The sequence below is a fragment of the Nocardia sp. NPDC002869 genome (assembly GCF_046764065.1).
Classification (GTDB): Bacteria; Actinomycetota; Actinomycetes; order Mycobacteriales; family Mycobacteriaceae; genus Nocardia; species Nocardia rhamnosiphila.
On record NZ_JBKOOL010000018.1, the window covers coordinates 1 to 26,937 of the forward strand.

General features: G+C 65.5%; 21 protein-coding genes and 1 pseudogene. 18 read left to right on the forward strand and 4 right to left on the reverse strand.

The window, feature by feature from the left end; all coding sequences use genetic code 11:
* Positions 1 to 110 precede the first annotated feature (110 nt).
* From ACLML9_RS05410 to ACLML9_RS05420, 3 genes are all read left to right on the forward strand, one after another.
* Positions 111 to 1,325, forward strand: a complete 1,215-nt coding sequence (locus ACLML9_RS05410) for an SDR family NAD(P)-dependent oxidoreductase (RefSeq protein ID WP_411944438.1) — start codon at positions 111 to 113, stop codon at positions 1,323 to 1,325.
* 219 nt (positions 1,326 to 1,544) lie between these two features.
* Complete coding sequence (locus ACLML9_RS05415) at positions 1,545 to 2,462, forward strand: alpha/beta hydrolase (RefSeq protein ID WP_411944489.1); 918 nt, start codon at positions 1,545 to 1,547, stop codon at positions 2,460 to 2,462.
* Between the two features lie 239 nt (positions 2,463 to 2,701).
* Positions 2,702 to 3,526 carry a Mut7-C RNAse domain-containing protein gene (locus ACLML9_RS05420; protein ID WP_411944439.1) on the forward strand — a complete coding sequence of 275 codons (825 nt, stop codon included), beginning with the start codon at positions 2,702 to 2,704 and terminating at the stop codon, positions 3,524 to 3,526.
* A gap of 175 nt (positions 3,527 to 3,701) precedes the next feature.
* On the opposite strand, the gene ACLML9_RS05425 is transcribed toward ACLML9_RS05420, so the two are convergent.
* Positions 3,702 to 4,010: a PepSY domain-containing protein gene (locus ACLML9_RS05425; protein ID WP_411944440.1), complete on the reverse strand. Its 309-nt coding sequence runs from the start codon at positions 4,008 to 4,010 to the stop codon at positions 3,702 to 3,704.
* A 505-nt stretch (positions 4,011 to 4,515) separates the two neighbouring features.
* Between ACLML9_RS05425 and ACLML9_RS05430 the strand changes: the two genes are divergently transcribed.
* From ACLML9_RS05430 to ACLML9_RS05475, 10 genes are all read left to right on the forward strand, one after another.
* The gene (locus ACLML9_RS05430) at positions 4,516 to 5,889 is read left to right on the forward strand and encodes an alpha/beta hydrolase-fold protein (protein WP_411944441.1); all 1,374 of its coding nucleotides are present in this window, start codon (positions 4,516 to 4,518) and stop codon (positions 5,887 to 5,889) included.
* Between the two features lie 388 nt (positions 5,890 to 6,277).
* A complete protein-coding gene (locus tag ACLML9_RS05435) occupies positions 6,278 to 7,774 on the forward strand; it encodes a DUF2397 domain-containing protein (RefSeq protein WP_411944442.1) in 1,497 nt (498 codons plus the stop codon).
* A complete protein-coding gene (locus ACLML9_RS05440) occupies positions 7,771 to 8,961 on the forward strand; it encodes a TIGR02678 family protein (protein WP_411944443.1) in 1,191 nt (396 codons plus the stop codon). The genes ACLML9_RS05435 and ACLML9_RS05440 overlap by 4 nt, the downstream gene beginning before the upstream one ends.
* Positions 8,958 to 13,088, forward strand: a complete 4,131-nt coding sequence (locus ACLML9_RS05445; RefSeq protein WP_411944444.1) for a TIGR02680 family protein — start codon at positions 8,958 to 8,960, stop codon at positions 13,086 to 13,088. The genes ACLML9_RS05440 and ACLML9_RS05445 overlap by 4 nt, the downstream gene beginning before the upstream one ends.
* Positions 13,085 to 14,311 (forward strand): TIGR02679 family protein, encoded by a 1,227-nt coding sequence (locus tag ACLML9_RS05450; RefSeq protein WP_411944445.1) that lies wholly within the window; start codon positions 13,085 to 13,087, stop codon positions 14,309 to 14,311. The genes ACLML9_RS05445 and ACLML9_RS05450 overlap by 4 nt, the downstream gene beginning before the upstream one ends.
* Before the next feature lie 631 nt (positions 14,312 to 14,942).
* Positions 14,943 to 15,950 (forward strand): hypothetical protein, encoded by a 1,008-nt coding sequence (locus tag ACLML9_RS05455; protein WP_411944446.1) that lies wholly within the window; start codon positions 14,943 to 14,945, stop codon positions 15,948 to 15,950.
* A gap of 17 nt (positions 15,951 to 15,967) precedes the next feature.
* Complete coding sequence (locus tag ACLML9_RS05460; protein WP_411944447.1) at positions 15,968 to 16,390, forward strand: nucleoside 2-deoxyribosyltransferase; 423 nt, start codon at positions 15,968 to 15,970, stop codon at positions 16,388 to 16,390.
* On the forward strand, positions 16,387 to 16,983 hold the full coding sequence (locus tag ACLML9_RS05465) for a hypothetical protein (protein WP_411944448.1): 597 nt from the start codon (positions 16,387 to 16,389) through the stop codon (positions 16,981 to 16,983). The genes ACLML9_RS05460 and ACLML9_RS05465 overlap by 4 nt, the downstream gene beginning before the upstream one ends.
* Before the next feature lie 168 nt (positions 16,984 to 17,151).
* Positions 17,152 to 18,759, forward strand: coding sequence for a hypothetical protein (locus ACLML9_RS05470; protein ID WP_411944449.1), 1,608 nt, complete (start codon positions 17,152 to 17,154; stop codon positions 18,757 to 18,759).
* Positions 18,756 to 19,454 (forward strand): nucleoside 2-deoxyribosyltransferase, encoded by a 699-nt coding sequence (locus ACLML9_RS05475; RefSeq protein ID WP_411944450.1) that lies wholly within the window; start codon positions 18,756 to 18,758, stop codon positions 19,452 to 19,454. The genes ACLML9_RS05470 and ACLML9_RS05475 overlap by 4 nt, the downstream gene beginning before the upstream one ends.
* A gap of 307 nt (positions 19,455 to 19,761) precedes the next feature.
* Here the strand turns inward: ACLML9_RS05475 and ACLML9_RS05480 are convergent, their stop codons facing one another.
* Complete coding sequence (locus tag ACLML9_RS05480) at positions 19,762 to 20,004, reverse strand: DUF4926 domain-containing protein (protein ID WP_411944451.1); 243 nt, start codon at positions 20,002 to 20,004, stop codon at positions 19,762 to 19,764.
* 14 nt (positions 20,005 to 20,018) lie between these two features.
* Between ACLML9_RS05480 and ACLML9_RS05485 the strand changes: the two are divergent.
* From ACLML9_RS05485 to ACLML9_RS05495, 3 genes and pseudogenes are all read left to right on the forward strand, one after another.
* Positions 20,019 to 20,506 (forward strand): annotated as a pseudogene (locus tag ACLML9_RS05485) (DEAD/DEAH box helicase); the annotation flags it as partial.
* A 68-nt stretch (positions 20,507 to 20,574) separates the two neighbouring features.
* Positions 20,575 to 20,799, forward strand: a complete 225-nt coding sequence (locus ACLML9_RS05490) for a hypothetical protein (RefSeq protein ID WP_411944492.1) — start codon at positions 20,575 to 20,577, stop codon at positions 20,797 to 20,799.
* Positions 20,800 to 21,249: 450 nt separating this feature from the next.
* Entirely contained in the window at positions 21,250 to 22,596 is a 1,347-nt protein-coding gene (locus tag ACLML9_RS05495) for a DUF2252 domain-containing protein (RefSeq protein WP_411944452.1), read from the forward strand.
* 213 nt (positions 22,597 to 22,809) lie between these two features.
* Here the strand turns inward: ACLML9_RS05495 and ACLML9_RS05500 are convergent, their stop codons facing one another.
* Positions 22,810 to 23,130 (reverse strand): hypothetical protein, encoded by a 321-nt coding sequence (locus tag ACLML9_RS05500; protein ID WP_411944453.1) that lies wholly within the window; start codon positions 23,128 to 23,130, stop codon positions 22,810 to 22,812.
* On the opposite strand from ACLML9_RS05500, the gene ACLML9_RS05505 reads away from it, so the two are divergent.
* Both ACLML9_RS05505 and ACLML9_RS05510 read left to right on the forward strand, forming a co-directional pair.
* Positions 23,050 to 23,949 carry an FAD-dependent monooxygenase gene (locus ACLML9_RS05505; RefSeq protein WP_411944490.1) on the forward strand — a complete coding sequence of 300 codons (900 nt, stop codon included), beginning with the start codon at positions 23,050 to 23,052 and terminating at the stop codon, positions 23,947 to 23,949. The genes ACLML9_RS05500 and ACLML9_RS05505 overlap by 81 nt on opposite strands.
* Before the next feature lie 155 nt (positions 23,950 to 24,104).
* Entirely contained in the window at positions 24,105 to 25,286 is a 1,182-nt protein-coding gene (locus ACLML9_RS05510; RefSeq protein WP_411944454.1) for a hypothetical protein, read from the forward strand.
* 61 nt (positions 25,287 to 25,347) lie between these two features.
* On the opposite strand, the gene ACLML9_RS05515 is transcribed toward ACLML9_RS05510, so the two are convergent.
* On the reverse strand, positions 25,348 to 26,901 hold the full coding sequence (locus tag ACLML9_RS05515; RefSeq protein WP_411944455.1) for an AMP-binding protein: 1,554 nt from the start codon (positions 26,899 to 26,901) through the stop codon (positions 25,348 to 25,350).
* Positions 26,902 to 26,937: the final 36 nt, after the last annotated feature.

The following is a 26,937-nucleotide window of genomic DNA, read 5'->3' on the forward strand; positions in this document are numbered from 1 at the left end:
GTCGGCCGGAGGCACGGCCGACGGTCAGCGGGCCGGGACGACCACGCGACACCCACCCCGTGCGCACGGCCCGCTCGACAGGCGTCGTCACGGACGGTAAGCATGGGCGGGTGGTGAGCCGCCGAGACCAGATCAAACGCGTCGCTGCCGGGCTTTTCGTCGAGCGCGGGGTAGCGGGGACCAGCGTCCGGGATATCGCCGAGGGTGTCGGGATGTTGTCCGGGAGCCTCTACCATCATTTCCCTTCCAAGGATGCGATCGCATTCGCGATCCTCGACGATTTCCTGACCGACCTGAATGCCCGCTACCGATCCGTGCTTCCACACGTGAACGGGATGCGAGAAGAGTTGCGCGCCCTGGTCTATTCCTCGATCGAGATCGCCGAGGCACATCCATACGCGACCGAGATCTACCAGAACGAGAAGGCCTACCACGGACCGGACGCACCCGCGGAGATCGCGCACGCGGTCCGGGAAGCGCATACGTTCTGGATCGACGCCGCGACCCGCGCCAGTACCTGCGGGGAACTGCGCGCCGGGCTCGACCCGGTCGAGTTCGCGCGAATGCTGCGCGAGGGCGTGTGGTGGTCGATTCGCTACCACCGGGAACATCTGTCGCAGCGCCGCGACGAGGTAACCGACACCGTGGTGGCCGCGTTCGTCGACGGCGGCGCCGCGCCGGAGATCCGCGCGCCCGGCGCCCCGGCGGGCGACGCCGCGGCGATCACCGATCGGCTCGACCGTATCGAGCGCCGACTGGACGCCGCCCGGGCCGGTAGTATCGACATTCTCGTCACGTCCGCGGGCATCGTCGGCTCCGCGCCGGTCACCGAGCTCTCCGACACCATGTGGGCCGATATGCTCGCCACCAACCTGACCGGCACCTTCCACTGCCTCCGGGCGGCACTCCCCCATATGACCACCGGCTGGGGCCGGATCGTGGCCATCTCCTCGATGAGCGGCCGGCAGGGCACCCCGAGCCTCGCGCACTATTCGGCGTCGAAATGGGGCGTGATCGGGCTCGTCAAATCCGTGGCCCTCGAATACGCGGAAAGCGGTATCACCGCGAATGTCGTATGCCCCACCAATGTGGACACCCCGATGCTCCACAATCCGGCCCTGTACTCTCTGTTCGCCCCCGATCTCGACAATCCCTCCCGCCACGATGTCGAAGAGCGCTATGCGCGGATGAGCCCCATGCGGATCCCGTGGTGCCCGCCGGAAGCGGTGGCCGACGCCGTCGGCCACCTCGTCGGCGAGACCGGGCGCTACGTCACCGGAACGGTGATCGACGTGGGGTTGGGTGGAACTGCCCGGATGCCGTGAGACCTGCGGGTCCGCGAGGCGCACGCTCGGAAGGGCCTTGTTCCGGCGAAAGCGGAAAAATTCGGCGGACGCCTGTGCGGCGCGCGGGCGAATCCGGGTTGCTTCGGTAGCGTGCTCACCCGTCCGGTATCCGAGACCAATGAGGAGTAGCGGGTGCGAACGAGGAGTCGGTGGGTGGTGCGGAAGCGGCTGCGGAGAGTCGCTGCGGTTGTTGCGTCGATGGTCCTGGCCACCGGGGTGGGCGGGGCAGTGGTCAGTGCGGCCCCGATCGGCACTCCGGTGCTGCGGGCCCCGGCGGGTGGGTACGAGGAACTCTTCGTACCGTCCGGCATGGGACCGATCAAGGTTCAGGTGCAGTGGGCGGCGCGCGGTGGCAGTGCGGCGCTCTACGTTCTCGACGGCCTGCGCGCGCCGGCCGATCACAGTCAGTGGACCAGTGATACCGACGCCCTGCGGCAGTTCGCGGGTGACAATGTCACCCTGGTGTTCCCGGTCGGCGGCCGTTCCAGTTTCTACACCGACTGGTACCGGCCCAGCGGGACCAACGGCCAGGCGGAAACGTACAGGTGGGAGACCTTCCTCACCCGTGAATTGCCCAATTTCCTCGCCGGGTACGGGGTATCGCGGACCAACAAGGCCATTGTCGGCGCCTCCATGGGCGGCGGGGCCGCCCTGACATTGGCCGCGTACCACCGCGACCAGTTCAAGTTCGCCGGATCGTTCTCCGGATTCCTGAACCCGACCTTCCCCATGTGGAACGAGGCGGTTCGGGCCGCGATGTGGGACGAGGGCCGGTTCAATGTGGACGATATGTGGGGCCCGGTCGGTGACCCGGCCTGGAGCCGCAACGATCCGACCGTGCAGGCCGAACTCCTGCGCGGCCTGCCGATGTACATCTCGGCCGGCAACGGCAGCCCCGGGGCTCCCGATGTGCCGTTCGGGGTCGGCAACACGGTGAACGCCATGGGGCTGGAAGCGACCGCCGCGGTGGGCACGCAGATCTTCCGCGACAGGGTGGCGGCGCTGGGTATCCCGGCCCGTATCGATATCGTCGAGGGCACCCACACCTGGCCCTACTGGGGCCGGGCACTCGCCACCGCCCGCCCGATGATCCTGGACGTACTCGGGGCCCACTGACGGTACTCATCAGGCGTCCGCTATTCGGTCGGACGCCTGATGAGGGTCGCACTCCCCCGGCTCGACCACGAGCGGACTCCGACGCCGGCGCAGCACCGGGTCGGCGTCGCCCCGGCACAGCCCCCGCGAATCTCGCCGGGCCGGCGTCCTCCCGCCGAGAAGCGGAGCCGGAATCCGTGAGTAGACTTCGGGACTGCGCACGGTTTCGAGTGGAGTGGATTCCCGCACGGAGTTCGATCATGGAGACGTACACCGGCGATATCGTCGAAGAGCACGCCAGCCTCGAGTTACGTGTCTACGCCGAGCTGAACGACTTTCTACCCCCGCGGTCCCGGTTCTCGGCACTGCGGCGCCCGGTACGTCCCCATCAGACCGTGAAGGACATCGTCGAGGCGGCCGGTATCCCACACACGGAAATCGACCTTCTGCTGGTGAACGGGGAATCGGTGGGCTTCGGGCACCACCCCGGCCCGGGCGATCGGCTCGCCGTCTACCCGGTGTTCGAGAGCCTCGATATCGCCGCACTGACCCGGGTCCGCCCGCACCCGCTGCGTGAACCGCGCCTACTCGTCGACGTCAATCTCGGGGGCGCCGCTCGACTGCTACGACTGATGGGCCTCGACGTCCGCTGTGAATTCGAGGCCGATGACGCGCGACTCGCCGAGATCGCCATGAACGACCACCGCATCCTGCTCACCAGGGACCGCGGTCTGCTCGCCCGCCGTATCGTCACCCACGGCCTCTTCGTACGCGCCGACCTTCCGTTCGATCAGGTGGTGGAGGTGATCGACCGCCTCGACCTGTCCACCTGCCTGGCTCCGCTCACCCGCTGCCTCCGCTGCGGCGCACCTCTGGCCGGCGTAGCGAAGGCCGACGTGATCGACCGGCTACCTCTCCTCACCCGCCGCTATCACGACACCTTCCGCCGGTGCACCGGCTGCGCCCGGGTCTACTGGGCGGGCGCCCACCAGGACCGCCTCGACGAACTCGTCGACCGCATCATGTCGAAGATCCGGCGGACACCTCCACCGGAGGACGCCCGAGTTCCGGGCACCCTTCGGTGATCGACGACTTCCCCGGCCCGCTAGCCCGGCCCATGGCCGGTGTGCACCGGGCACTACCCGAGCGCCTACGCCGGACCCGTTTTCCGGTCGTCGATTCCGCCTTCGGCTCCACCCGGCGCGGCGTTTCGGCGGCACCATCAGAGCGGTCCGCCGACCGCCGCCGCCGGGACGCGGATCAGTCGTCGTCCGGTTCGATGGACAGCACCGTAGCGGTGCTCGGATCGACCGTCACCTCGTAGTCGGCGCCGTCACGGGTTCGGAGGTCGACCTCCAACTCGGGGGCACCGCTGGACAGGTCGACCTCGACGGACTCGACCGTCGCCCCCATCAGCGCCTGCAGCGCCGCCTCCAGCGACTGCTGATCCTCGGGCACGGGCTGCGCGGTCGCCGCGGCGGAACCTCCCCAGACGAGAATCACCGCGAGCGCTGCGCCTGCCCACAACCGGCGCATCCCGCCACTGTGGTGACCGATCGTGTATATCAATGAGTCCTCCTCGATATATCGGTAGCCGGATCCGCGATACTGCGGTTACCGCATATTACGTCGTTTGCGCTGGTAGGACGTGCTGCGCCTGCTGAATTACCCACTCTGGGACTGCCTACGCATCTTCCGCATCTCGGCGTGCAACCCGATCCGGGGGTAGCGGGCGCATGCCGGTGGCCGGTGGCCGAGGATGCGACAGCGGCGGGCGTCGCTTGTCCGAACACCGCTCCGGACCGAGCCGGAACCCGGTCACAGACCGAGCCCGGCATTGCGTTGGCGCCGCCGGCCCGGGGCGGCTTTCGGGGTCGTATCGACAGATGCGCGATATCCCGATATGTGGAGTGTTTGCAGTCGCATAGAGCAACGGTCCTATCATCGCCGAACTCGCCGCCGAAACTTGCCATACGGCAATGTTTCCGCAGAACAACCAGTTCTTATGAACTACTGGACAACGAATTACCCACGTTGGACACTAGAGCAATCGGCTATTGAAGGGGTGATTCAAATGGTCAGAACACACACCGTTGTCCCAGGGGAAACGTTGCCGGCCTTGGCATTGCGCTTCTACGGTGACGCAGGACTACACCGGCTGATCGCCACCGCCGGCGCGATCACCGACCCCGACACCATCGAGGTCGGGCACAAATTGATCATCCCCGACTTCACCAGGTACGAGGTTGCCGCCGGGGATACGTTGGCGGCTCTGGCATTACGGTTCTATGGCGACGCAGGACTACACCGACTGATCGCCGGCGCCAGCGATATCACCGACCCCGACACCATCGAGGCCGGGCAACAGTTGATCGTTCCCGACCTGACGAGATACAAGGTCCTCGCCGGAGACACGGTCTCGGAGTTGGCGTCACGCTTCTACGGCGACGCCTCGTTTTCCCCACTGATCGCCACCGTGAACGGCCTGGCCGATCCCGAGGTCATCGACGCCGGAGACGTCCTGGTGCTATTCGTCGGGCGCAGCGACGGATTCGGACTCACGATCGTGGACCGCAACGAGAGCGACCCGCGTATGTGGTACTACCGGTTCCAGACCAGCGCGATCGGCTGGAACCCCGGGGTCAACGTCCTGCTCCCCGACGATTACCTGACCAGCGGACGCACCTATCCGGTCCTCTACCTCTTGCATGGCGGCAGCGAGGACTTCCGCCAGTTCGACTTCCTGGGCATCCGCGAACTGACCGCCGGAAAGCCGATCATCGTCGTGATGCCCGACGGCGGGCGCGCGGGCTGGTATTCCAACCCGGTCAGCTCGTTCGTCGGCCCGCGCAACTGGGAGACATTCCACATCGCCCAGCTGCTGCCCTGGATCGAGGCGAATTTCCGCACCTATGCCGAGTACGACGGCCGTGCGGTCGCCGGTTTCTCGATGGGTGGCTTCGGCGCGTTGAAGTACACCGCGAAGTACTACGGCCACTTCGCCTCGGTCAGCAGCCATTCCGGCCCGGCGAGTTTACGTCGCGATTTCGGCCTGGTCGTCCATTGGGCGAACCTGTCCTCGGCGACCGTGGAATTGGGCGGCGGCACGGTCTACGGCGCGCCGTTCTGGAACCAGGCCAGGGTCAGCGCCGACAACCCGGTCGAGCGGATCGACAGCTATCGGAACAAGCGGATCTTCCTCGTCGCCGGCACCAGTCCGGACCCGGTCAACTGGTTCGACAGTGTGAACGAGACCCAGGTGCTCGCCGGCCAGCGGGAGTTCCGCGCACGCCTCACCGACGCCGGCATCCCGCACGAATGGCATGAGGTATCCGGCGGACACGTCTTCCGGCCCGAGATGTTCACCCTCGACCTCGACGGCATCCTCGCGCGGCTGCGACCGGCGGCTACCGTGTCATCCTCTAGTGCGATGCCGGGGGCTGCGTGAACAACGGTGTCGCTCGACAGGAGAGGCACCGGTCTCCGAGTATCCGAGGAGAAGGCGGCTGCCGATCCACGAGATGAGCGGGCCGGTAGGACGATGAGGCCGCCCCGCACACCTCAATGGTATGCGGGCGTTCTCCTCGTTCACCGCCCGATACCACCAGGCACCCACTGACGTTGCGCAGTGATTCGGCTCCACCGCTGCGATCGGGACGGCGGACCGTACCCTCGGTCTTCCGGCCAGGACACCGTCCACACTCCGCCTCGCTGCACTACTCACAGCACCGCACAACTGATACAGAGTGGTTCTCGGCCCGAGTGGCGGAACCCTATTGAGACGCCTGATCGTCATCTAACGTTGGGGGCAGGCGAGCGCGAGTGAAGGACGAGCTATGGGGGAACCGGCACGGGAATCGGCCCATCTGGACCTGTTCCGCTACCTGACCGCAGACGAACGCGACGAATACATCGCAATAATGTCCCATTTCACGTCCTCGCTGCTCGCCGACATGTCCGCCGCATCCGCTGCCGAACAGCTCACAGCGGCCGGTATCCCACTCGCGGCCGATACGGCCGAAAGTCGTTGCAAGCAGCTCGTGCGCTGGGGAAATCTGGTGCCTTCATTGCGGGATACCCGAGTCACCACTGTTGCGGACTACCTGCGAGCTCGTTCGCGGTACCAGGTCTCGAGCTTGGGCGGCCGCGTGCACCGCGGGGCGCTCGACATCATGTCGGCTGCCGACGGCGCGCGCGAGGTTGCGCGCGAACTGCTCGGGCAGATCGCCTACGCGCTCGCGGAAATCCCCCAGCTTCTGGACGCCGGTATCGACGATGAAGGCGGGGAACGCCTCGCGGGCATCGTCACGACCGTGTTCAACAATCAGCGGTTGTTCACCGATAGCGTCACCGATTTCTATGCATACCTGGCCGGCGTATTGACCCGGTTCGATCTCGGTGGTGAGGAGTATGCGCAGTTCAAGACGCTGCTGCTGGATTATGTCGATCTCATCAACGCTGATGTGAACAGGCATGCTCCGCTTATCGCCGAGGCGTTGACCCAGGTTCTCGCAGTCCTCGACTGGTTGCTTCCCGTCCTCGACGCGCTTCCGGGCTTGCACTTGGGCGACGATGTGGCGGTCGAACGCTCGGCGGGACGCGCGCGGTCGGATTGGGAGCAGCTGTATCAGTGGTATTCGGGTGAGGAATCGGGGCCAGGACAGCTGCGGGCGGCCGCCGGTCAGGCACTCGGGCAGCTGATCGCCAATGCGAAACGTATTCTCGATTCCTCGCGGACCGGGTATTCGCGCCGGGCGGATCTGCTGCGCCTGGCCGGGCGGCTCGACCGGGCGTCGGACACCGAAGCAAGTCGGCTGTTCGCCGCCGCATTCGGAACCTGGCCCGCCCGGCACCTCGGGTTGGGTCCCGAGGAGCCGGACCCACAGATCACGCCGACGACCTCGTGGACTGTGGCCGACCCCATCGATGTTCCGGTGTCCCTGCGGGAACGCGGCAATCGTGTCGCGAAGGGTCGCTCCTCGCGTGTGCCGGACACCGCCGCCGATCGTAGAATGGTCGAGGCCGCGGCTCGTGCGGAGGCACAGCGCCTCCGCGAAGCCGCGGCCGAACTCGCCGCGTGTGGCGATCTGGATGGGACTCGGCTGTCCCCCGCAGCGCGTGGCGTCCTCCTGGAACAGCTCGGTCGGCTACTGGCGACCGATCACGATACCGACGCCGTCATCGTCGATTACGATCTCGGCCTTGCGCTCGAAGCCACCCAGGGCGGCTGCACCCGGATCGATTCCCATGACGGGACGCTCACCGTCGAGGGCTACACCCTCGGTATTCGCTCGATCGACAGCTCGCTCGCCGCGCTCCCCGATGCCCTATGAGCCGCGACTCCGGACGCCGCTCCTTGGGTACCCGCTCACAGGATGCGGCCGGTCTGCGTGAGGCGGCCAGAGCGCTACTGGCGACACCGGTCATCACCGCAACTCGCCGTCCGGAGACCGTCGCCCTGGTCCGTCGTCATGTGACCGCGCTCCGCACGCTGTTCAGTACCCAACTCGGATACCACCTGATCGTGGAGTCCAGGTTCGCGCGACTCGTCAAACTGCCGCCCGAACCCAGCTCACCCGCCAGGACCCTCGCGCGACGCAGTGGGACTCCGCTCGGCGCACCGACCTACACCCTGGTCGCACTCGCGTGCGCGGCATTGCTGGCGCCAGGGGTCGGTGAGCAGATCCTCATCTCCCAGCTCGTCGCCCAGATCCGTTCCGACGCCGTGGAGCAAGGGATCAGCGTCCCGGACGACCTCCCACAGCGCCGACGGCTGGTAGCGGCGCTGTCCGTACTGATCGATTGGGGAGTGCTCACCGAGACCGACGGTACCGTCGGCCGCTGGGGCGACACCGGCACGGATGAAGCGCTGTTGACGATTTGCCGACCGCTGCTGCCACATCTGCTGGTCCGGTCGATCGGTCCCGGAGCAACCGATGACAGCATCCTGGCACCGGAAGCGGGGGCACCCAGGCGCCGCCTGCGCCGTCGGCTCGCCGAGGACCCGGTTGTACTGCGCCGCGACTTGAGTCCCGAAGAACTGGATGTGCTGTCGAGGGAGCGAACCGAACTCGGCCGGCTTCTCAACGACAATTTCGGGCTTGTCCTGGAGGTCCGTGCCGAGGGCGCTCTGGCCTACGATCCGGCCGAAGCGCTCAGCGATATCGAGTTCCCCGGTGCGGGCAGCGTAAAGCAGGCCGGTCTTCTGCTCGTCGGTGCCCTGGCGGATCGAGCGGTGCAGTCGCAGTCGCCCGAGCCGGAATTCCCCTGGGCAGTGGTTGAAGACCGACTGGGAGACCTGCTGAATCAAAATCGAAGGGTCTGGAAATCCGAATACGGCGACGCCCCCGAACGGCTGCGCGACGATGTCGTCACCCTTCTGGTATCGCTGCGGCTCATCGAAATCAGCGATACCGGGATCCGCTTGCTCGGGCCCGCCTTCCGCTACCGGCCCCGGGCGGTAGCGCAGCCCAGCCAGTTGACCTTGGATTCCTTCGATGAAGAAAGAGGCCGGTCGTGACCGCGGAATCCCTTAAACATTTCGATCAACGCTGGCGGCTGACCCGCGCCGGTGTGGTCAATGTCTGGCACTATCTCGACAACGAATTCATCATCTCCGGTGGCAGGCTGATTCTGCGCGGCGTTAACGGCTCCGGGAAGTCTCGTGCCCTGGAGATGCTGCTGCCCTTCCTGCTGGATGCCGAACGCAGGCGGATGGACGCCACCGGCTCACAGAAGGTGAGCCTCGACGAACTGATGCGCACCGGCGCTCGCGGCCAGACCAACCGAATCGGCTATCTGTGGTTGGAACTCGCCCGTCCCGGCGAACACCTGACGCTCGGCGCCCACATCAAATACAGCGCCTCGGCACACCGGTCCGAAGTCCGGTTCTTCACCACCGGGTTGCGGGTCGGTGACGAGCTACCGTTGCTCGGCGCCAACCGGGATCCGTTGCCCCGGGATCGGCTCACCGAACGAATCGGGCAGCAGAGTCTCACCGATGCCGATCAGCATCGTGAAGTCGTCCGCACCAAAGTGTTCGGGCTACACGGCGAGGCAGGTCGCGACAGGTTCACCGGTCTCGTGCAGCTCCTGCACACGCTGCGCTCTCCGGATGTGGGTAACAGGATCGACGAGGGCAAACTGCCGCAAATCCTGTCGGACGCGCTACCTCCGCTCAGTGAGCACACCCTCGAACAGGCCGGTGACCGTCTCGACGGCCTCACCGAGACCCGCGCGGCACAGGAGAAACTGGTCGAAACGCTCGGCCATGTCCAGCGCTTCCATGCTGTGTACAGCGCGTATGCCGCCGGAATCCTGGTCCAGAGCGCCACGCTGCTGCGAGATGCGGCCGGAGAACTCGAATTAACGCGCGAGGAATGCCGAAGTCTCACCGACCAGCTGAACAGGGCACGTAGCGACCATGCTGCCGCAACCGCCAGGGCAGCCGAGTTGGAGGGTGCCGTCGAGGAGTTGCGCACTTCCATCGATGGTCTGCGTAAGGCGCCATTGTTCAAGAAGGCCGAAGACCTCGCCCAGCAAGCCACTACCGTCGATGCCCTCCGGCGTTCTGCCGAGCAGGCGCTGGAGAACGCCCGCCGGGCCCGCGCCGACGAAACGGACGCCGCCGCGCGCACCGCGAACGTGGTGGCGGAGCTACAGACGACCGTGATCGTGGCTGCCGATCTGCTCGCGCAGGCGGTAGAGCGGCTTGCGGTGGAAGACATTTCCCGTGGCCGGCTACCGATCTCGATCGGGATGCGTATGGAACCGGACGACACCGTCATCGATCCCGTTCAGGATTCACTCGATCAGGCACCGGTCACCATCGAGCGACCTCGTTCGACGGTTGTCGAGATTCTCCCCGAGTCGCTGGACGACACCGCCGCCGCGGCGCACGACTGCGCACGGGCCGCCGAAGAGCGGGAGACGAAAGCCGGTCGACGCGAGGATGAAGCACGGCGGCTCGCCGGGCAACGCGCAGCAGTCGAGTCGCTGGAACGCGAGGCGGACGAAAAGCAGCAAGCCGCAGACGAAGCGGAAACCAGCTCTGCGGAGGCCGCCGGCGACCGTGACGAACTGGGGGTCGTTGTGAACCGGAGCTGGCGCGCCTGGTTGGATTCCGACACCACCGGAACTCTCCTTGGAGAAATCGATCGATCCCATTCCGCGATCGAGGCTCTGGACAGCGATATCGAAATCCTGTGCGGTGACGATCCCGGTACCGATCTTCTACTCGACGACCTCGATCGGCTGGCCGCCCGATTGGCCACGCCGGTCATTGATCGGCTGGCCACCGATATCTCCCGGATCAACCATGAGATCAGGACCGAAAAGGACACTGCCGCCGAATTGACCGCCCGGCAACGCGCGCTGGAGGCCGAACAGGACCCGGAACCTCCGGCCGCACCCTGGCAGGCGCCGACCAGCGGTGTCCCGCTGTGGCGGGTAATCGATTTCCGGCCCGGCGTGCCGGATGCCGACCGGGCCGGTATCGAGGGCGCCCTCCTGGCTTCCGGCCTGTTGACTGCGACGCTGGACGGAAATGGCGACTTGCGCTCCGCGGACGGCGAAGCCCTGCTGCGCGCGGCGGCCGTTTCGGTCGGTTCGCCGTTGTCCGAGGCGCTGGGACCCGATCCTTCCGCAGCAGAACACGCTACAGCGGTCCAGCGCGTATTGGCGAGCATCGGTTGGCAGGATCCGCACGCCACGACCTCGGTCGGCCCCGACGGCACCTGGCGGAACGGCGCACTGCTGGGTCGCCATATGCCGACCTCGGCGCGGCACATCGGCGCGACCGCCCGTGCGGCGGCACGCCGCGAACATCTCGCTACCATCAAGACCCGGTTGGGGCGAATCGCGGAAAGCATCACCGCGCACCAGGATCGTTTGCGGGGTCTCGCTTCGCACCGCACAGCGCTCGACGCCCATCTGCGGACAGCACCGGCCTCACGCGCGCTCGTCGAACGGCGTGTGACCGCCCGCACCCAGCGGAAGCAGGCAGAAAACGCCGCGGCCCGAGCCCTGGATACCGCACGGCGCGCCGAATCCGCACGCTCCGACTGGAGCCGCCACGACAGAGAGCATCGTGATCTCTGCAACGCTATGGCACTTCCGTCGAATGCAGACGATCTCCGTGCGGTGCAGACGCGGTGCGCCCGAGCCCGAGCCGTGTGCCTGGAATTCGAGCAGTCCTGTGGATCGGTGGTCGGCGCGGCGGAACGGGCGAGGGAAGCACGGCAGGATTATCTGAGCAAACTCGAACGCCGCACCGACGACGAAGCCGCCGCCGAAGCCGCCAGACAAGACTGGTACAGGGACGCGACGGAACTCGCCGCTCTACACGAGGCGCTCGACCTGCCACTCCGGGAGCTGACCGAGCAAATCGAGGCCAGCGAAGCCGAGCTGAAGCGCACAATCCGGCAGCGGCAAGAAGCCGATCAAAGGGCACAGAGCAGGAAAACCGAAGCGGAGACGACAAAGGTGCGCCTGGAGACCGTGAACTACAGAGAAAGGTCCGGCACCGAGCACCTACGACAGGCCGGCGACCTCTTCAACAACCGCATGCACGTGCCCGGTCTGCGGGCATCGGCCACTCCGCACCCGCTGAAACCGCTCCAGGACGTCACCGACCCGGCCGCTGCCCGGCGCACCGCCGAGGAGGTGCTCCGTGCGCTGCGCAGCACCAAAACCCACGACGTGAACCGTCTGCTCACCGCGCTCACCAAATTCGGTGCCGACACCTCCGGCCATCTCGAGGTACTGCACCACATCGCACACGGAGTACATCTCATCCGCCTCGAAGGCATCGAAAACCGTCACGACCTTCCCGCGGTTCTCGCCTATCTGGAGAACCGGGTCGAAGTAGGCCGCCACGCACTCACCGAACGGGAGCGGGAGATCTTCACCGAATTCGTCCTCGGAAATGTCACCGACGAACTCCGCCGCCGCGTGCAGCAGGCCCGGCAGCTCGTACAAGCGATGAGTACCAGCCTCGCCGGCACCCGGACCAGCCACGGCATCGGCGTCCGGATCGGCTGGGAGCTCGACAGCGGCGACTCGGAACTCCAACGCCTGATGCAGCTTGTGGGTATTGCCGGCCAGGTTCGTTCCGAGCAGGACAGCGAGGAACTCGTCGGACTGGTCCGTGCACGCGTGGAACGCCTACATACCGCCGACGCGTCCAGCGGATACACCGCTCATCTGCGCGAAGCCCTGGACTACCGTTCGTGGCATTCCGTCGAGGTCACGATCCTCGGTCCGGATCCGGGGCAAGTTCGGCGCATATCGCGGCGCGCCAAAATTTCCCAGGGCGAAACGCGGTTCGTCTCGTACGTGACCCTTTTCGCTGCCGCCGACGGCTACCTCTCCGGTCTCCCTGATGCCGAACGCGCGCTGCGGCTGGTACTGCTCGACGACGCGTTCGCCAAGGTGGACCAACGGGCCATAGGCGAACTCATGGGTCTGCTGGTGCGCTTGGATATCGATTTCGTCATGACCGGCCATGCCCTGTGGGGGACTGTGCCGGAAGTCCCGGCCTTGGACATCTATGAAATCCGCCGTGTCGGCGACAGCAGCGTGGTGCCCACCCGGATCCACTGGGACGGCCGCAACCGCAACTACCTGGTTTCGGTGCCGCCTCGATGACACTGCCCGCGCCTTTGCTGGAGTACCTCTCCGCGCCGAGTCTGCTCGGCGTGTGGGCAACACTGCGGAACCGACTCGAACGCACAGGTCATGCAATCTCGGGAACAGTCCGTGTCGACCTGGATGCCGATGCCGCGGACCGCCTGTCCGGACTGCTGGGTCGCACCGTCTTGGCGGGGACCCGCACCCTATCGGTGAGCGATCTGGATGCCGCGCTGCTGCGCAGTTCCGCAGGCCGGGGCCTGGTCCCCGTCCTGGCCGAACTCACCGGCGGTCCCCTCCGGGACCGCCCCTCGGAACGTCTGGGACGCCGGCAGGTGGTCAGCGCCCTGTGGGCGGACGTCGAACAGACGATCCACGATCGTGGACTCTCGTCGACCCCGTGGGTCCGTCCCTGGATCGAATGGCTGCACAGCACCGGCCTGCTGATCAGGTCCGCGGCGACGGCCCGGCGGGAATTCGACACAGCCGCCCACGCGCTCGCCCTCGCCCTGCTGTCCGACTCACCCCACCGCATCCTCGGCGAACTGGCGACCGCGGTCGCCGGCAACGCCCACGCACTGGACAAGGACACTCTCGCGGGTCGCCTGGCCCTCCGGGCGCTATGTTTCGCATTCGACCACCCGGAACCCACCACCGCACGCGACCGGATCAACCTGTGGCGGCTCGCCGGTATCACCGTGGACACCATCTCGAGCACGGTCCTCACCTGGGGACTGCGGCCTCCCGGCGCGGACGCCTGGTCGGTCATGATGCGGATGCGGGCGGACCTCGGCCTGGTCACCCACCTGACCCTCGCCGAACTGTTGGCCACCGATGCCTTGCTGACCACGCCCGGCACCACCGTGGCGGCCTGTGAAAATCCCCAGGTCCTCCAACGCGCAGCCGAGGCGGGCGTGTGTCGGTCTCTCATCTGTTTCAGTGGGAACCCGTCATCAGCGGGATCGGTCCTGGCCGAGCGGGTGAATTTGCAGTACCACGGCGACTTCGACTGGCCGGGTATCGGCATCGCGGCCCGCCTGCACGCGACCGGGGCCGGGCTGTGGCGGATGAAGGCGACCGATTACCTCGAAGCAGCGAACTCGGGAACAACACCGCTTCTGCTCACCGGCTCGCCCGTCGCCACACCTTGGGACCCGGAACTGTCGCTCGCGATGAACCGCACAGGTGTCGCGGTCCATGAAGAGTCGGTGATCAACACCCTGATCGACGACTTGCAGTGAGCCGGCCAGCTGCGCGCTCAGTCGAGTTCCGACCATGAGCGCCGGGGCCTCGAGGCGATCCGTACCCGCCTCCCCGATACCGCCCCGTGGGCCGCATGGTCGAACTTCACCTTCACCGCGCAGACCGGGCACGTCCGAGAGGTGGACCTGCACCTCAGCATCCACCTCCAGACCTCCGCGTCGACTACGCCGCCTGCCGCACCGCCGCCCACCGCTTCCTCCACGAATGGCGCACCCACCACCACCCCGACGCCGCCACCATCCTCCCCGGCCACCCCACCGGTCTCCCCCGCCTCCCCAACGAGCGCCTCTATCTACCATGACGCCCAGGCCGCCGACCTCGCCAACTCTGCCGGACCTGTCCGCGATGCCCATTCGTCGAGAGCACCGGCGCGCACGTCTCTCTTCGGTCCCGGATCTCGGAAGATGGCCAATACGTGGCGACCGCCGGAAGTGCCCTTACCGAAAGTTGTTCGGCGGATGGCGCTTCCGCTGCAGGGGCGCGGCGTGTAGCTGATAATCAGAAGGACGCCCGACCCTGCCTCGGGACGGAGCATCAACAGCACTACATGCCAGACCGTCGATGTCCTCGGACAGGCGCACATCCGTCAATGCTCCCAGGGGGGATCTGATGACCGACCTTCCGAGAAGTATCGTTTGCTCCGTCCAGGAGCAGATTGTTCGATACAACCTGATTCCAGAGGACGCGAAGGTCGCCGTCGCCTTCTCGGGAGGTAAGGACTCCCTGCTGCTGTGTCTCGTTCTTCGGGACCTGGGGTTCGCCTTCACCGCGGTATCGGTGGACATGGGATACGAGAGCGGATGGGGAGACCGGGTACGACGGCTCGCTGTTGCGAACGGATTCACCGTTGAACTGCTCACCATGCGATCCGAAGAACGTAGCGGCAGCACCGTTGTACCTCTCGAGATCGGCCGGCGCATCGATCTACTCGACCGGCTCGCAGCAGATCGGACGCCGGAAGCCCCCACCCCGTGCACCCACTGCTACAGCGTCAAAGCGCTGGCACTGCATACGTTCGCGACCGAACGGGGTATCTCCATCGTCGCTTTCGGCCACCATATGACCGATGCATCCGCTTCACTACTCAAAGAGGCGCTGCTTCACATAGATCGGCGGGCTTTGAGGCACGAGAACTTTCGCCGCGCACATTTCGAAGAACTCGTTGAACGCCTCCGTCGTGAGGCATTGGCGTACCGGCCTGGTATCGACTCACCCCTCGTCGAGCGGATCGAGTCACTCGTCCACCACCATGAAGTCGATACCGATGAGCCTCCGATACAGTGCCTGCTGGACAAGGCCGACTGTGCGGTGCAGGTGATCCGCCCGATGCATGCGGTCGCAGAGAACGATATACGCCGCATCGTCTCCGATCTGGGCATTCGGCCAGAAGGGTCCGGATGCGGGCATGGGGCGACAGCGGCCACGCAGACGCCCCGAGAGATGGTGCACTACCGCGTGCTGGATCAGCCCGACATCGGCCCGTTCCTCTATCGCATGCGCGAACTGGTCGGTGTAGGTATCGGTAAAGATGGCCGCCACCTGGTGAACGCCAGAGCGCGGCGTGCAGAGATGCTCGGACCCACGTACAAGCCAACCGGCGGGTACGAAAAACTCTAGTGAGGAAAAGCCTCGTAATGGCAATGGTAACGATATGCGGAAGCGGCAAGCGCCGCGACGAAATTTTCGCTGCAGCTGCCGATCTCCGCAGTAAGGGATTGGTGATCCTTGCACCCCCATTGCACAGAATAAATCAACTCTTCGACGGGCAACCCGATGAAAGCTGGGAGCTCGCCTGGAAAGGCGCCACATTCGCGCATTTGAACCGGATAGAAAAGGCGGACATCGTCTTCATCGTGAATCCCGACGGCTATATGGGGCCGAGTACTACCTTGGAATTGGGATACGCCGTGGCATTGAGAAAGTATATCATTGCGATGCAGCCGGATTCGATGGAGATGGCCAGGACGATTTTGCTCGACGCGGTCATCGGCACCCAGGACATTGCCTCTGCATGCAAATATGTCGCGGACGTGGCCGGAGAAGGCCGGCGCTGGTGAGCTTCTCGGAACCCGACGTAGCGCAGCAGATAGCCGACTCCTGGGCGCGGGCCAGAGGCATAGTCGCACCCCCGGAGGATTTCTGGGCGTGCTGCCAGGTGCTCGCCGACGGCGGCCTACTGATCGGGCAGCAACAGGATCTTGCTGCCATATCTCTCGGACCGTTCAAGCTCGCCACCTCGAAGTTCGCGACACCGGCACGAGAGTTCATCGAGGTGTTGATACCGGGCGTTATCGGCAGCCTGCCCGCCGGCGCGACAGCAGCAGGTGCCGCGGCGGGCCTGCTCACCGCGGCGGCGACCTGCCTGATCAAGCTCCTGAACGAAGGTGTCATCTTCCGCAGTACGCCCGCTGACGTACTGCGCTGGACTGTTCTCGTGTTCATCAAGAACTGTAACGACAACGGAGTGGAACCCACTCGCGCCGAGGTACTCGCATATTTCCGCTCATCGGGTTCACCGGCCGGCCGGGTCCATGAAGAGGTCGATACGGCTGTGACATGGTTGCTCGACGGTGACTTTCGAGCCGGCCTCGGATCGGCCCCGCCACCGTTGGTCCGCGAAGTCGGCGGACGCCTGCGGAGCAGAGTGTAGGCAGGTATGTCGGCGAGCCTGGAAGAGGCCACCTATTCGGTACAGGCGCCGGACGGCAGAGTGGTCGGCACGTGTTTCCGAGTTCCGATTCTGGATTCGACGTGTCCCGGTTCCTATCTCTTGTCCGTAGCCCACGCGGTCCGGTTGGGTTCGCGTATCCGGCCACAGTTGTCGATTACGAATTCTTTCGGCAATTCCGACGTGCGGGTGGTGGCGAGCGGCGAATCCGGCGCCACCGATATCAGCTTACTGTACTGCGACTCACATCTGGGCAGCCCGGTCCGGTGCCGGGATTCGGGACCGGCCCCCGAGGTATGGATACGCGGCGCCGCTTCAGGGGTCGACACCTCGCTGGTCACCATGCGTGCGCGGTGTGCCGGTACCGAATATCTCGATACTCGTTCCTATCTCGACCTGATCATCTCCGATCTCGGAATGCTCGAGCATACTTCCGATACACCGAGTCACGAAGTCAGTACCGCCTATCAAGCCCTACGCGGACTTTCCGGTGCGCCGGCGGCGACAGTTACAGAGGGAATGCCATTCGTTTGCGGTATGGTCACCCGGCGGAATACCGCCGGAATAGCAAACCACATATACGCCCTTCGAATCTCGGATATCGCCGCATTCCTACGCAGCAAAGGATATGTTCTCCAGATCAGCCGCAGGCCGGTGGGACCCGATAGTTCACTGACCATGCTCACAGGGAGATTGATATCCAGGCTGTCGTCGGAACCGGGCGGCATAAATCATTTATGGGAAGACACTTCCGAGTTGTTCTACTCGGGCGTAGCAATGGACGAACTGCTGCGAGAGATCCTGGCCCATCCCGGCCGGTACGCACTGACCGATGCGATCCAGCTGGCGGGCGTCCGATATCTTCTCGCCCGCCTCCTCGCCAAACGTGGCGAGAGTTCCGCGGCAACCTCGATGCTGGCGGAAGCACGCCGGACACTCCCTTCATCGACCGGTGACCGCTCCCAACTATCAGCAGCAATAGACCTACGTCTCACTGTCCAGTTATTGTCGGCACACGGACCGGATGCGCGCCACGAGCACCTCGCAGCCGCGGTTGGAGCTTTCGAGAGCGTCGATTCGGTTCCCGAGAACTATCGGGCCTACGAAGTCGCCTCGGTGCTCGGCGGTGAGGCCACGAGGGTCAGTTGTTCGGCACCGTTCCTCGACGGCGACGCTTCCACACGGCGATACTTCACTCGATTGCGCGATCGGCACAGCAGTCTTGTGGCAGACTATCCGCTCGATCTCACCGACAAGCAGGAAGTCGTCGGCATCGGGCTACAAGCTCTCACTCACCTCTTCGATGTCGAAGATGCGGCACAAGGGTCGGCGCGGGCCGATGTACTCGCCGCAGTAGCGACCTCAGGAAAAGTAGCGGCGATACAGCGCGGAAACGGGATCTTCATGGGGCAAATGCGAATATTGGAAGCGATAGCGTTCCGGTACCGCGAGGATGCGGAGAACGCGTACCACCTCATCGCCACGACTGCGATCGCCCTCGCAGGTTCAGATGTCGGTCTGCAGCACGAAGGCATCAGGGCGTACCTGACCTACCTGGACCGGTACGACCCCGCGTCTGCGCGACTGCTCAGAGCAGTACATGGTTTGGGCGTAGAGAACTCACTGGCCGCACTGCGACATGATCGGATCGCCTTTACCACCACCGACCGGGATTCGGCCGAACATGCGCTCCAGCGTCTGCGGCGCGCCGACGCCATGGAGGCGAACCTGCTATCACTCCTCGACGAGATCGGTTGACGATTGCCGCGATCGAGACGCAAATCTGTTGTGAACCACAACTACTCGAGGTCAAGCCGGCACACATTGGCCTAGTGTGCTGCGGAACAGAACACGTGATGCCGAATCATCGGCGAGAACTGGACGAAGGAGCGAAAGTGACCAGGGGTGCATGTGGGGGCCGGGTATATCTCGCGGGTCCGTTTACATCGGCGCTTGCCCAGCCGGCCGAAGCCGTCCACGGGAAGGAGGCCGGCGCGGTCACTCCGACGATCCCGGCCGCATCACCCTGGCGGCGGTCACTACAGCGCGCCGAGGATGTATTGCTGTCGATGGGCTGGCAGGTCTTCCTGCCGCACCGCGACGTGAGCGAGTGGGGCGCTCGGGATGTGCCCTCCGAGGTCGTGGTGCGCGAGTGTCTGGACGCCGTACTCGACTGCGACCTGGTGATCGCGCTACTCGGAGAGAGCTTCGGCACTCATGTGGAAGTAGGGGCAGCACTGGGCCATGGCATCCCCGTCATCGTGGTGACAAGCGCCGATGCACGAGAGTCCTACTTTGCGACCGGTATCGGGCCGTCGCTTTTCGCCGCAAGCCTCCAGATCGAAACAGTCGAAGAGTTGCCTGGAATGCTCAGTGGTCCGGATTTCGCCGCCACCGTCGCCGAGGCACGCTCGCGTGCTGCGTCGGGCACCGGTTCTCTCATCCGGTCGTAAGCGAATCGCTGGTCGTCACAGCAGTCCGCCGCACACCGATGACCGTTCCGGGACCACCTATCTACCTGCTCCTAGAACCGTAGAGCGCAGCGTCTGCCGATCGACACCGTCTCCCGGTCGTCGATGCGGGTACGGTTGCCGAGCCACCACGCTCTCGGAACCGCACACCCCGGGGCGGCTCAGCGCACGAGTGCTGCCCGATCAGGTAATGAGTGCAGCGCAGGCCCAGCAGACGCTGTTGCGGGTCCTTGCCGACGAGACCGGTTCGCGGGCCTCTGCGGAGAACTCGAGTTCGCACCGGCCGATATCAATCGAACGGTATTATGTCGGTCTCGTCCAATGTGACAACTCCGAGTGTTTCACCGTCGGCGGCAACAAATTCGACCTCGTACGACACCTCCCGAGGCTCGGACCCGTAGACGGCCACCACCGCACCGACACTTTGAGCGGGTATTTCCTCGTCACCCGAGTCAGGCCAGAACTCCCGGGTTTCCGGGGACACTGCGTGCACCAGCTTTACCGCATCACCTTCGCTGTACACTTCACTCACCTCGCGTGTGGGAAGTGAACACCCTCGGCTGGTCCGGTCTGCGCCCGCTCCAACAGGAGGCGATCGCACCGATACTCGACGGCGAGGACGCGATCCTGCCGGCGCCCACTGCGGGCGGGAAGACCGAAGCCGCCTGGTTCCCACTGCTCACCGCAATGGCGCACCAGCAGTGGACAGGACTCTCGGTGCTGTACCTGTGCCCGCTGAAAACGCTTCTCAACAGCCTCGTACACAGGCTCGACGGCTATTCCCAGTGGGTCGGCCGGCGCGCGGCCCTCTGGCACGGCGACGTCACGCATTCCCGCCGTGACCGCATCCGGCGCGATCCACCCGATATCCTCCTCACCACCCCGAATCACTCGAAGCAATGCTCATCGGCACGAAAACCGAGCACGACCATATGCTCGGCACCGCCCGTTCGGTCGTCGTCGACGAGGTACACGCATTCGCCGGGGATGATCGCGGATGGCATCTGCTGGCGGTACCGGAACGGCTGCAACACCTCACCGGGCGGCCCATCCAGCGAGTCGGGCTGTCGGCCACTGTCGGTAACCCCCAGGAGTTGCTCACGTGGTTGCAGGGCTCCGGGAAGAGCGTCCGGCCCGGACGGGTCGTCGCGCCCGGCCTTCCACCCGCCGCACCGGAGCCACCCGCAACTGCCTGTTCCTCGCCACCACAGAGGACGCGCTACTCCAGGCCGCGGGTCTGCTGCTGTTGTGGGGGCGCGGCTGGGTCGAGCCGATCACCGCCCCTGCACAACCCCGCCATCTCGTCGCACAGCAACTCTCGCGGTGACACTGCAATACGGCACCCTCGGTGACCAGACCTGGATCGGGGAATGGAACGGGCTCTCCCCGTTCGACCGATCCGCTGCCCCCATCTTGCGTCACCTCACCACCGAGGGTTACCTCGACGAAGACGGTGGACTACTGCATATCGGGCCCGCTGCCGAGAAACGCTTCGGCACCCGCCACTTCCTCGAGCTCACCGCCGCGTTCACCGCACCACCCCAGTTCACGTGCGCTTCCTCGAGCGGTGATCTCGCACGCGTGATCTGCACGATCGTGCCGGTGGCTGCGACGATCGGTCCGCCGGCGGGGGCGAAGGCGCCACCGGCCCACCCGCCGATTGCCGGAGTCGAGCGCCGCGGAAGGGGTTCTGGCACGATCGAATCCATCGCCGCCCTGGTGCCGAGCCAGGGCGGCAGCACCATCACGACGAGAGGACCGGCCCGGAATCGTGGGTATGGGCAACGAGTTCAGCGAGCACACCGCGCACGACCGCAAGGCCGAGATCGTCGACGTCTTCACCGACGCCTTCGGCGAGATGATCGCCGCCGACCCGGACGCGTTCCGTAAGAAATTCCGCAAGATGGCGGATAACCCGTTCGCCTTCTACCGCGGGTCCGCCTGCCTGTTCTACAACGATATGGCCGCCACCGAGGATCGATGGGCCGATGAACGCACCGGCCGGATCTGGATCCAGGCCGATCTGCATGCGGAGAATTTCGGCACCTATATGGATTCCGCCGGACAATTCGTCTTCGACGTCAACGATTTCGACGAAGCGTATCTCGGCGCGTTCACCTGGGATATCAAACGTTTCTGCGCCAGCGTCGCGCTGCTGGCCCGCCGCAAGGCCGTCTCCGATGCCGATATCGAGGCATTGACAGCGACGTATGTGCGCTCCTATGTGCGCATGGTGCGCGCCTTTCACGACGGCACCCAGAACGAGCAGGATTTCAAGCTGCATCTGCGGAACACCACGGGCCCCGTGCACGATGTGTTGCTCGACGCCCGGATGAACACCCGCACTGCCCTCTTGGCGAGCACCACGATGGTCGAGAACTACGAACGCCGATTCCGGCCGGGCAAGGATGTCCGCTGTGTGGAGGAGGAGGAACGCACCCTGGTGCTGGATGCCTTCACCCGATACCTCGAGACGATCCCGGAGCACAAGCGGTTCCGGAGCATCACCTACCAGGTGAAAGATATCGTCGGCCGCAAAGGATTCGGGATCGGGTCGGCGGGGCTGCCCGCGTACAACATCCTTGTGGAGGGGCAGACCGAGGCGCTGGAGAACGATGTGATCCTGTCCATGAAACAGGGGAATATCGCCGCGCCCAGCCGGATCGTGCAAGACGAGCGGATCCGGGACTATTTCCGGCACCACGGACACCGCACCGCCGTGTCCCAGCGCGCCCTCCAGGCCCACGCCGACCCCTGGCTCGGCTACACCGAGATCGGCGGGGACGGTTATATCGTCTCCGAACTCTCCCCTTACGTGAGCGATCTCGACTGGTCCGATCTCACCGAGCCGGAGGAAATGCAGCCGGTCATCGAATATCTCGGCCAGGCGACCGCGGGTATGCACTGCGTCTCCGACGCCGACTCCGATCAGACATTGGTCGATTTCCAGAGCGAGGAGGCGATCATGGCGGCCATCGGCTCCGACGAGGACGAATTCGTGCGCGATATGGTGGATTTCGGCCAGTCCTACGCTCTTCGTACGCGTACCGACCACGAGCTTTTCGTCGATGCATTCCGTAACGGCGAGATCCCCGGGCTGGAGCGATCGACACCGATCCTCTGACAACCGCCGCGGTGACGAGTGTGGGACCGGCCTGTCCACCGCCTGCCAACCTTCGGACATCACCGCGAATATTCGGTCTTCGCCCACCTCGGCCCCGCGTACATCCGGTACAGATCGAACCTTTCTGCACCTACTCACCTGGTGGACGAAACAACGCCACAGTCAGAACGACCAGGCCGATCGACAACAACGTCAGGGCCAGATCAGCGCCGGTCACCGCAGGCTTCCGAAGTCGTTCAGCGGCCAGCGGTACCCGCGCGGGTAGACGCACATGGGAGTGATGAGCGCAGCCAGATCAGTGATCACGTGCCGCACCGAATCGGCGTGTTCGAACCCGGGGACGATCACTGCGGAGGCATTGTGCTCGTAGACGTGCTGCGCGATCACCAGTGCCGAAACCAGCGGCCCGGCCACGCGCTGTTCCTGGAGGCGTGCCGGGACGCAGGCGTCGAACTGCGCACCGAGCAACGCGTCGTCGCGTACGCCCAGGGCGATGGAAAGGCCCGTGCGACAACTCGAGCCGGTACGGTCCACGAGGCCGATATCGTGATCGCGGCCGACGGGTTGCATTCCGTCGCGCGGACCCTGTTCACCGACGATCGGCCGGTGTCCTCGGCCTATGTCGCCTACCGCGGGACCGTGCCGATCGCGGAAGTGGACCGGCCGGGGGACCTCGCCGAAGTGGTCGTCTATGTCGGTCCGCGCTGCCATTTCGTCCACTACGGGCTGCGGGGCGGCGATCTGCTCAATCAGGTGGCGGTGTTCGAATCCCCGAAGGCCGTGGCCGGGCTCGACGACTGGGGCACTCCCGACGAACTCGACACCGCCTTCGCCGCGACCTGCGATTTCGTCCAGGATCGGCTACCGCATATGTGGCGGGACAAGTGGTGGCGGATGTACGACCGCGACCCGATCGACACCTGGGTCGACGGACGGATCGCGCTACTCGGCGACGCCGCCCACCCGCCGCTGCAGTACATGGCGCAGGGCGCGATCATGGCGATCGAGGACGGGTGGGTGCTCGCCGAACACGTCCGGCGCCTGCGGGACGCCGCCGGGGTCGTCGACTGGGCGGGGGCGCTCGCGGCGTACGAGGCGGTCCGGCCGGAACACTGCCGCCGGGTGGTGCTGACGGCCCGGGCGTGGGGGGAACTCTGGCATCTCGACGGGATCCGGCGCGCGCAGCGCAATACGCTGCTGCGGGAGCGCGCGGTCGGCGACTACTCGTTCACCGACTGGGTCTACGGTCCGACCGCACTGTTCCCCGCGGACGAGCCCCCGATGTTCGAGCCGATACCACTCGCCTCGGCCGACCACCTCGGCGCCGGTTCGGCGGACTCGATTTCACGGTAGCCCGCCGAGCCACCTTCGGACCTGAAATAAGCACCCCTACTGCTCTGCGAACCCGGACGGTCACGAGCCGGCACCTCGGTCGCCGCGTCGGGCGCTGGACTGCCTACGGCAGAAGCACTTCCGCATACGCCATCCCGTCTCCAAAAGATGTTATTTTGCCACCGATCTGGCGTGACTTTCCGATGCGGGGGGGAATGGACAGTAAAGGGCCGGCGGCCTTTCGCGAGCTCACCGAGCGCCTGGCCGAGGATCTGAGGCGCTGGGCTGCACGCCGACGACAGATCGGCCACCATTTCGCCGAATCACCATTAAAAGCGTCGGTAAGTCTGCAGGAGGCCGGCCGGGAGGGCGAGAAGCTACTCAACAACGTTGTAACGAAGGCGACGCGACCTGACCGGGTCGGCTCGAATACCACGGGGACCGATCCCCGGCTCGCCTTCCGCAGGATCGACCGGAAGCTACTCGCCGAATACAACGACCTGTATGATCTCGGGCGCGCAGGGGGCAGTGACCCCTCGCTCCAACCTGAGGTCGTCCGGCGCAACCACGAGTTCTTCGCGCGACACCCCGAAGCCGGCACGCCGGGTGGTGTACGCCACCAACTCGGCCATTACAACGCGCTCCATCGCATAATGCAGACACTGGCGGGCGAATACGGCATCGGCGTCCCGGAACTGCGAAGAGGGATGAAGGCCGAACTGACCGACCTGTTCGACGGCAGATCGGTGGGGATTCGCATCACCCCCGAATCACTCGAGGATCTGCTCCGGCATGGGCGCTATCTGCCGAATCCGGAGCGCACCGCGGGACGGAAACGCAACGAAGACTCCTGGTTCGGGTACCCGGAAGATCTGCCGCCGGACCAGCGTCCGGTATACGGCTACGTCATGATCGATGGTGAACGGGCTGCCGGCCCGCCGGAAACCGATATGCTCTCGAACTACGGGCGGTGCGAGATCGTCCTGAATGCTGAAGTGCGGGGGCGTACCACGGCCTGTATCGGCGATTCCGACTATTACTCGTCGGGATCATGGGGCGGCGGTCCCCGAACCGCTCCCTCGCCCCTCACCGACCCGGAACCGGAGTCCTTCGGTCTGGTCGAGTTGTCCGATAAAAACACGCAGAACGAACCATTACGTGGCCTCGACCGAGACTACAGTGGCGAATCGTTCCGGCAGCGGCAATTCGCCGAAGCCCAAGTCCACGGCGGGGTGACGCTGGCCGATATCGATCACGTCAATCTCCCGGAACCTCCCGACCATACGTTACGGGAGGCCTTCGATCTCGCGGGAATACCGTGGCGCGTGGTCGACACCCGAACCGACGGGCTCATATGACCTCCGTCGCCCCGCTGCAGTCAGCACGCCGGCATCTCATACCCGGCCGATCGCGCCGGTATCAATTCACCTGGCGGCCGCGGCCGCTCCAGTATGGTGCGCGCAGTTTGAACTTCTGGAGTTTTCCGGTCGCGGTCCGGGCCAGCTCGCGCCGGAACTCGACCGAGGTCGGCGCCTTGTAGCCGGCCAGCCGCTGTTTGCACCAGGCGATCAATTCCGCTTCGGTCGCGTTGCTCGCTTCGGCGTCCGGGGTCAGTACGACCAGCGCTTTGATGGTCTCCCCCCATTTCTCGCTCGGTACCGCGATCACCGCCACCTCCGCCACGGCGGGATGGGAGAACAGGCAGTCCTCGACTTCGATCGAGGACACGTTCTCGCCGCCGGTGATGATCACGTCCTTCTTGCGGTCGGCGATGGTCAGGTAGCCGTCGTCGCCGAGAGCGCCGCCGTCGCCGGTGTGGAACCATCCGCCGGCCAGCGCCGCCGCGCTCTCCTCGGGGCGATCCCAGTAGCCTTCCATCACCACATTGGACCGGGCCAGCACCTCTCCCGAACCCTCCTCGGGCTCCTCGGCCCGCAACCGGACGCCCAGGGCCGGGGCCCCGGCGCGGGTCAGCTTCGCGGCCCTGGTCTCGGGGTCGAGGTCGTCCCATTCCGCCCGCGCGCGGTTGACGGTCAGCAGCGGTGAGGTTTCGGTCAACCCGTAGATCTGGATGAACTCCCAGCCGAGTTCCTCTTCGACGCGGGCGACGATTTTGGTCGGCGGCGGCGCCCCGGCCATGATGATCCGCACCCGGTCGCGTCCGGGGATCTCACCCGCCCAGGTCTGGGCGGCGTCGAGCACCGCGGCGGCGACCGCGGGCGCCGCGCACATCACCGTGACGCCGTGGTCGCGCACCCGGCGCAGGATCTCGGCGCCGTCGATCTTGCGCAGGACGATGTGCCGGGCGCCGACTCCGGTCATCGCGAACGGCATGCCCCAGCCGTTCGCGTGGAACATCGGCAGGGTGTGCAGATATACGTCGCGGTCGCTGATCGTGGCGTGCAGGCCGAAGGTGACAGCATTGACCCAGATACTGCGATGGGTGATCTGCACGCCCTTCGGGCGGGCGGTGGTGCCGGAGGTGTAGTTGATGGTGGCGGTGGCGGATTCATCGGGTTCCCACGGCCGCGGTACCGCCCCCGGCGCGGCGTAGAGGTCGGTATCGGCGCCCAGTACGAACTTGTGCTCGCAGTCGACCTCGCCGAGCGAGTCCGCGAGTTCCGGGTCCACGTACAGGGCGCGGGCCCCGGAATCCTCGAGGATGTAGCGCACCTCGTCCGGGCGCAGGCGGAAGTTGATCGGGACCAGCACCCGGCCCCATCCGCTCACCCCGAAGAACGAGGTCAGCAGCCGGCTCGAATTGTGGCTGACCACCGCGACCCGGTCCCCGGCCCCGATACCCAGTTCGTCGAGGCGGGCCGCCTGCCTGCGGGCGAGGTCGGCAACCTGGGAGTAGGTCGGTGAGCCCTGGCCGGGCGCGGGCTGGGCGGGTTCGTCGACGATACCGATCCGGTCGCCGTACACGGTTTCGGCGCGATCGAGGAAATCGGAGACACTGAACGGGACGAACATGGTCCTCCTACGGATCCTGCGTGCGCCGGGAGGCGA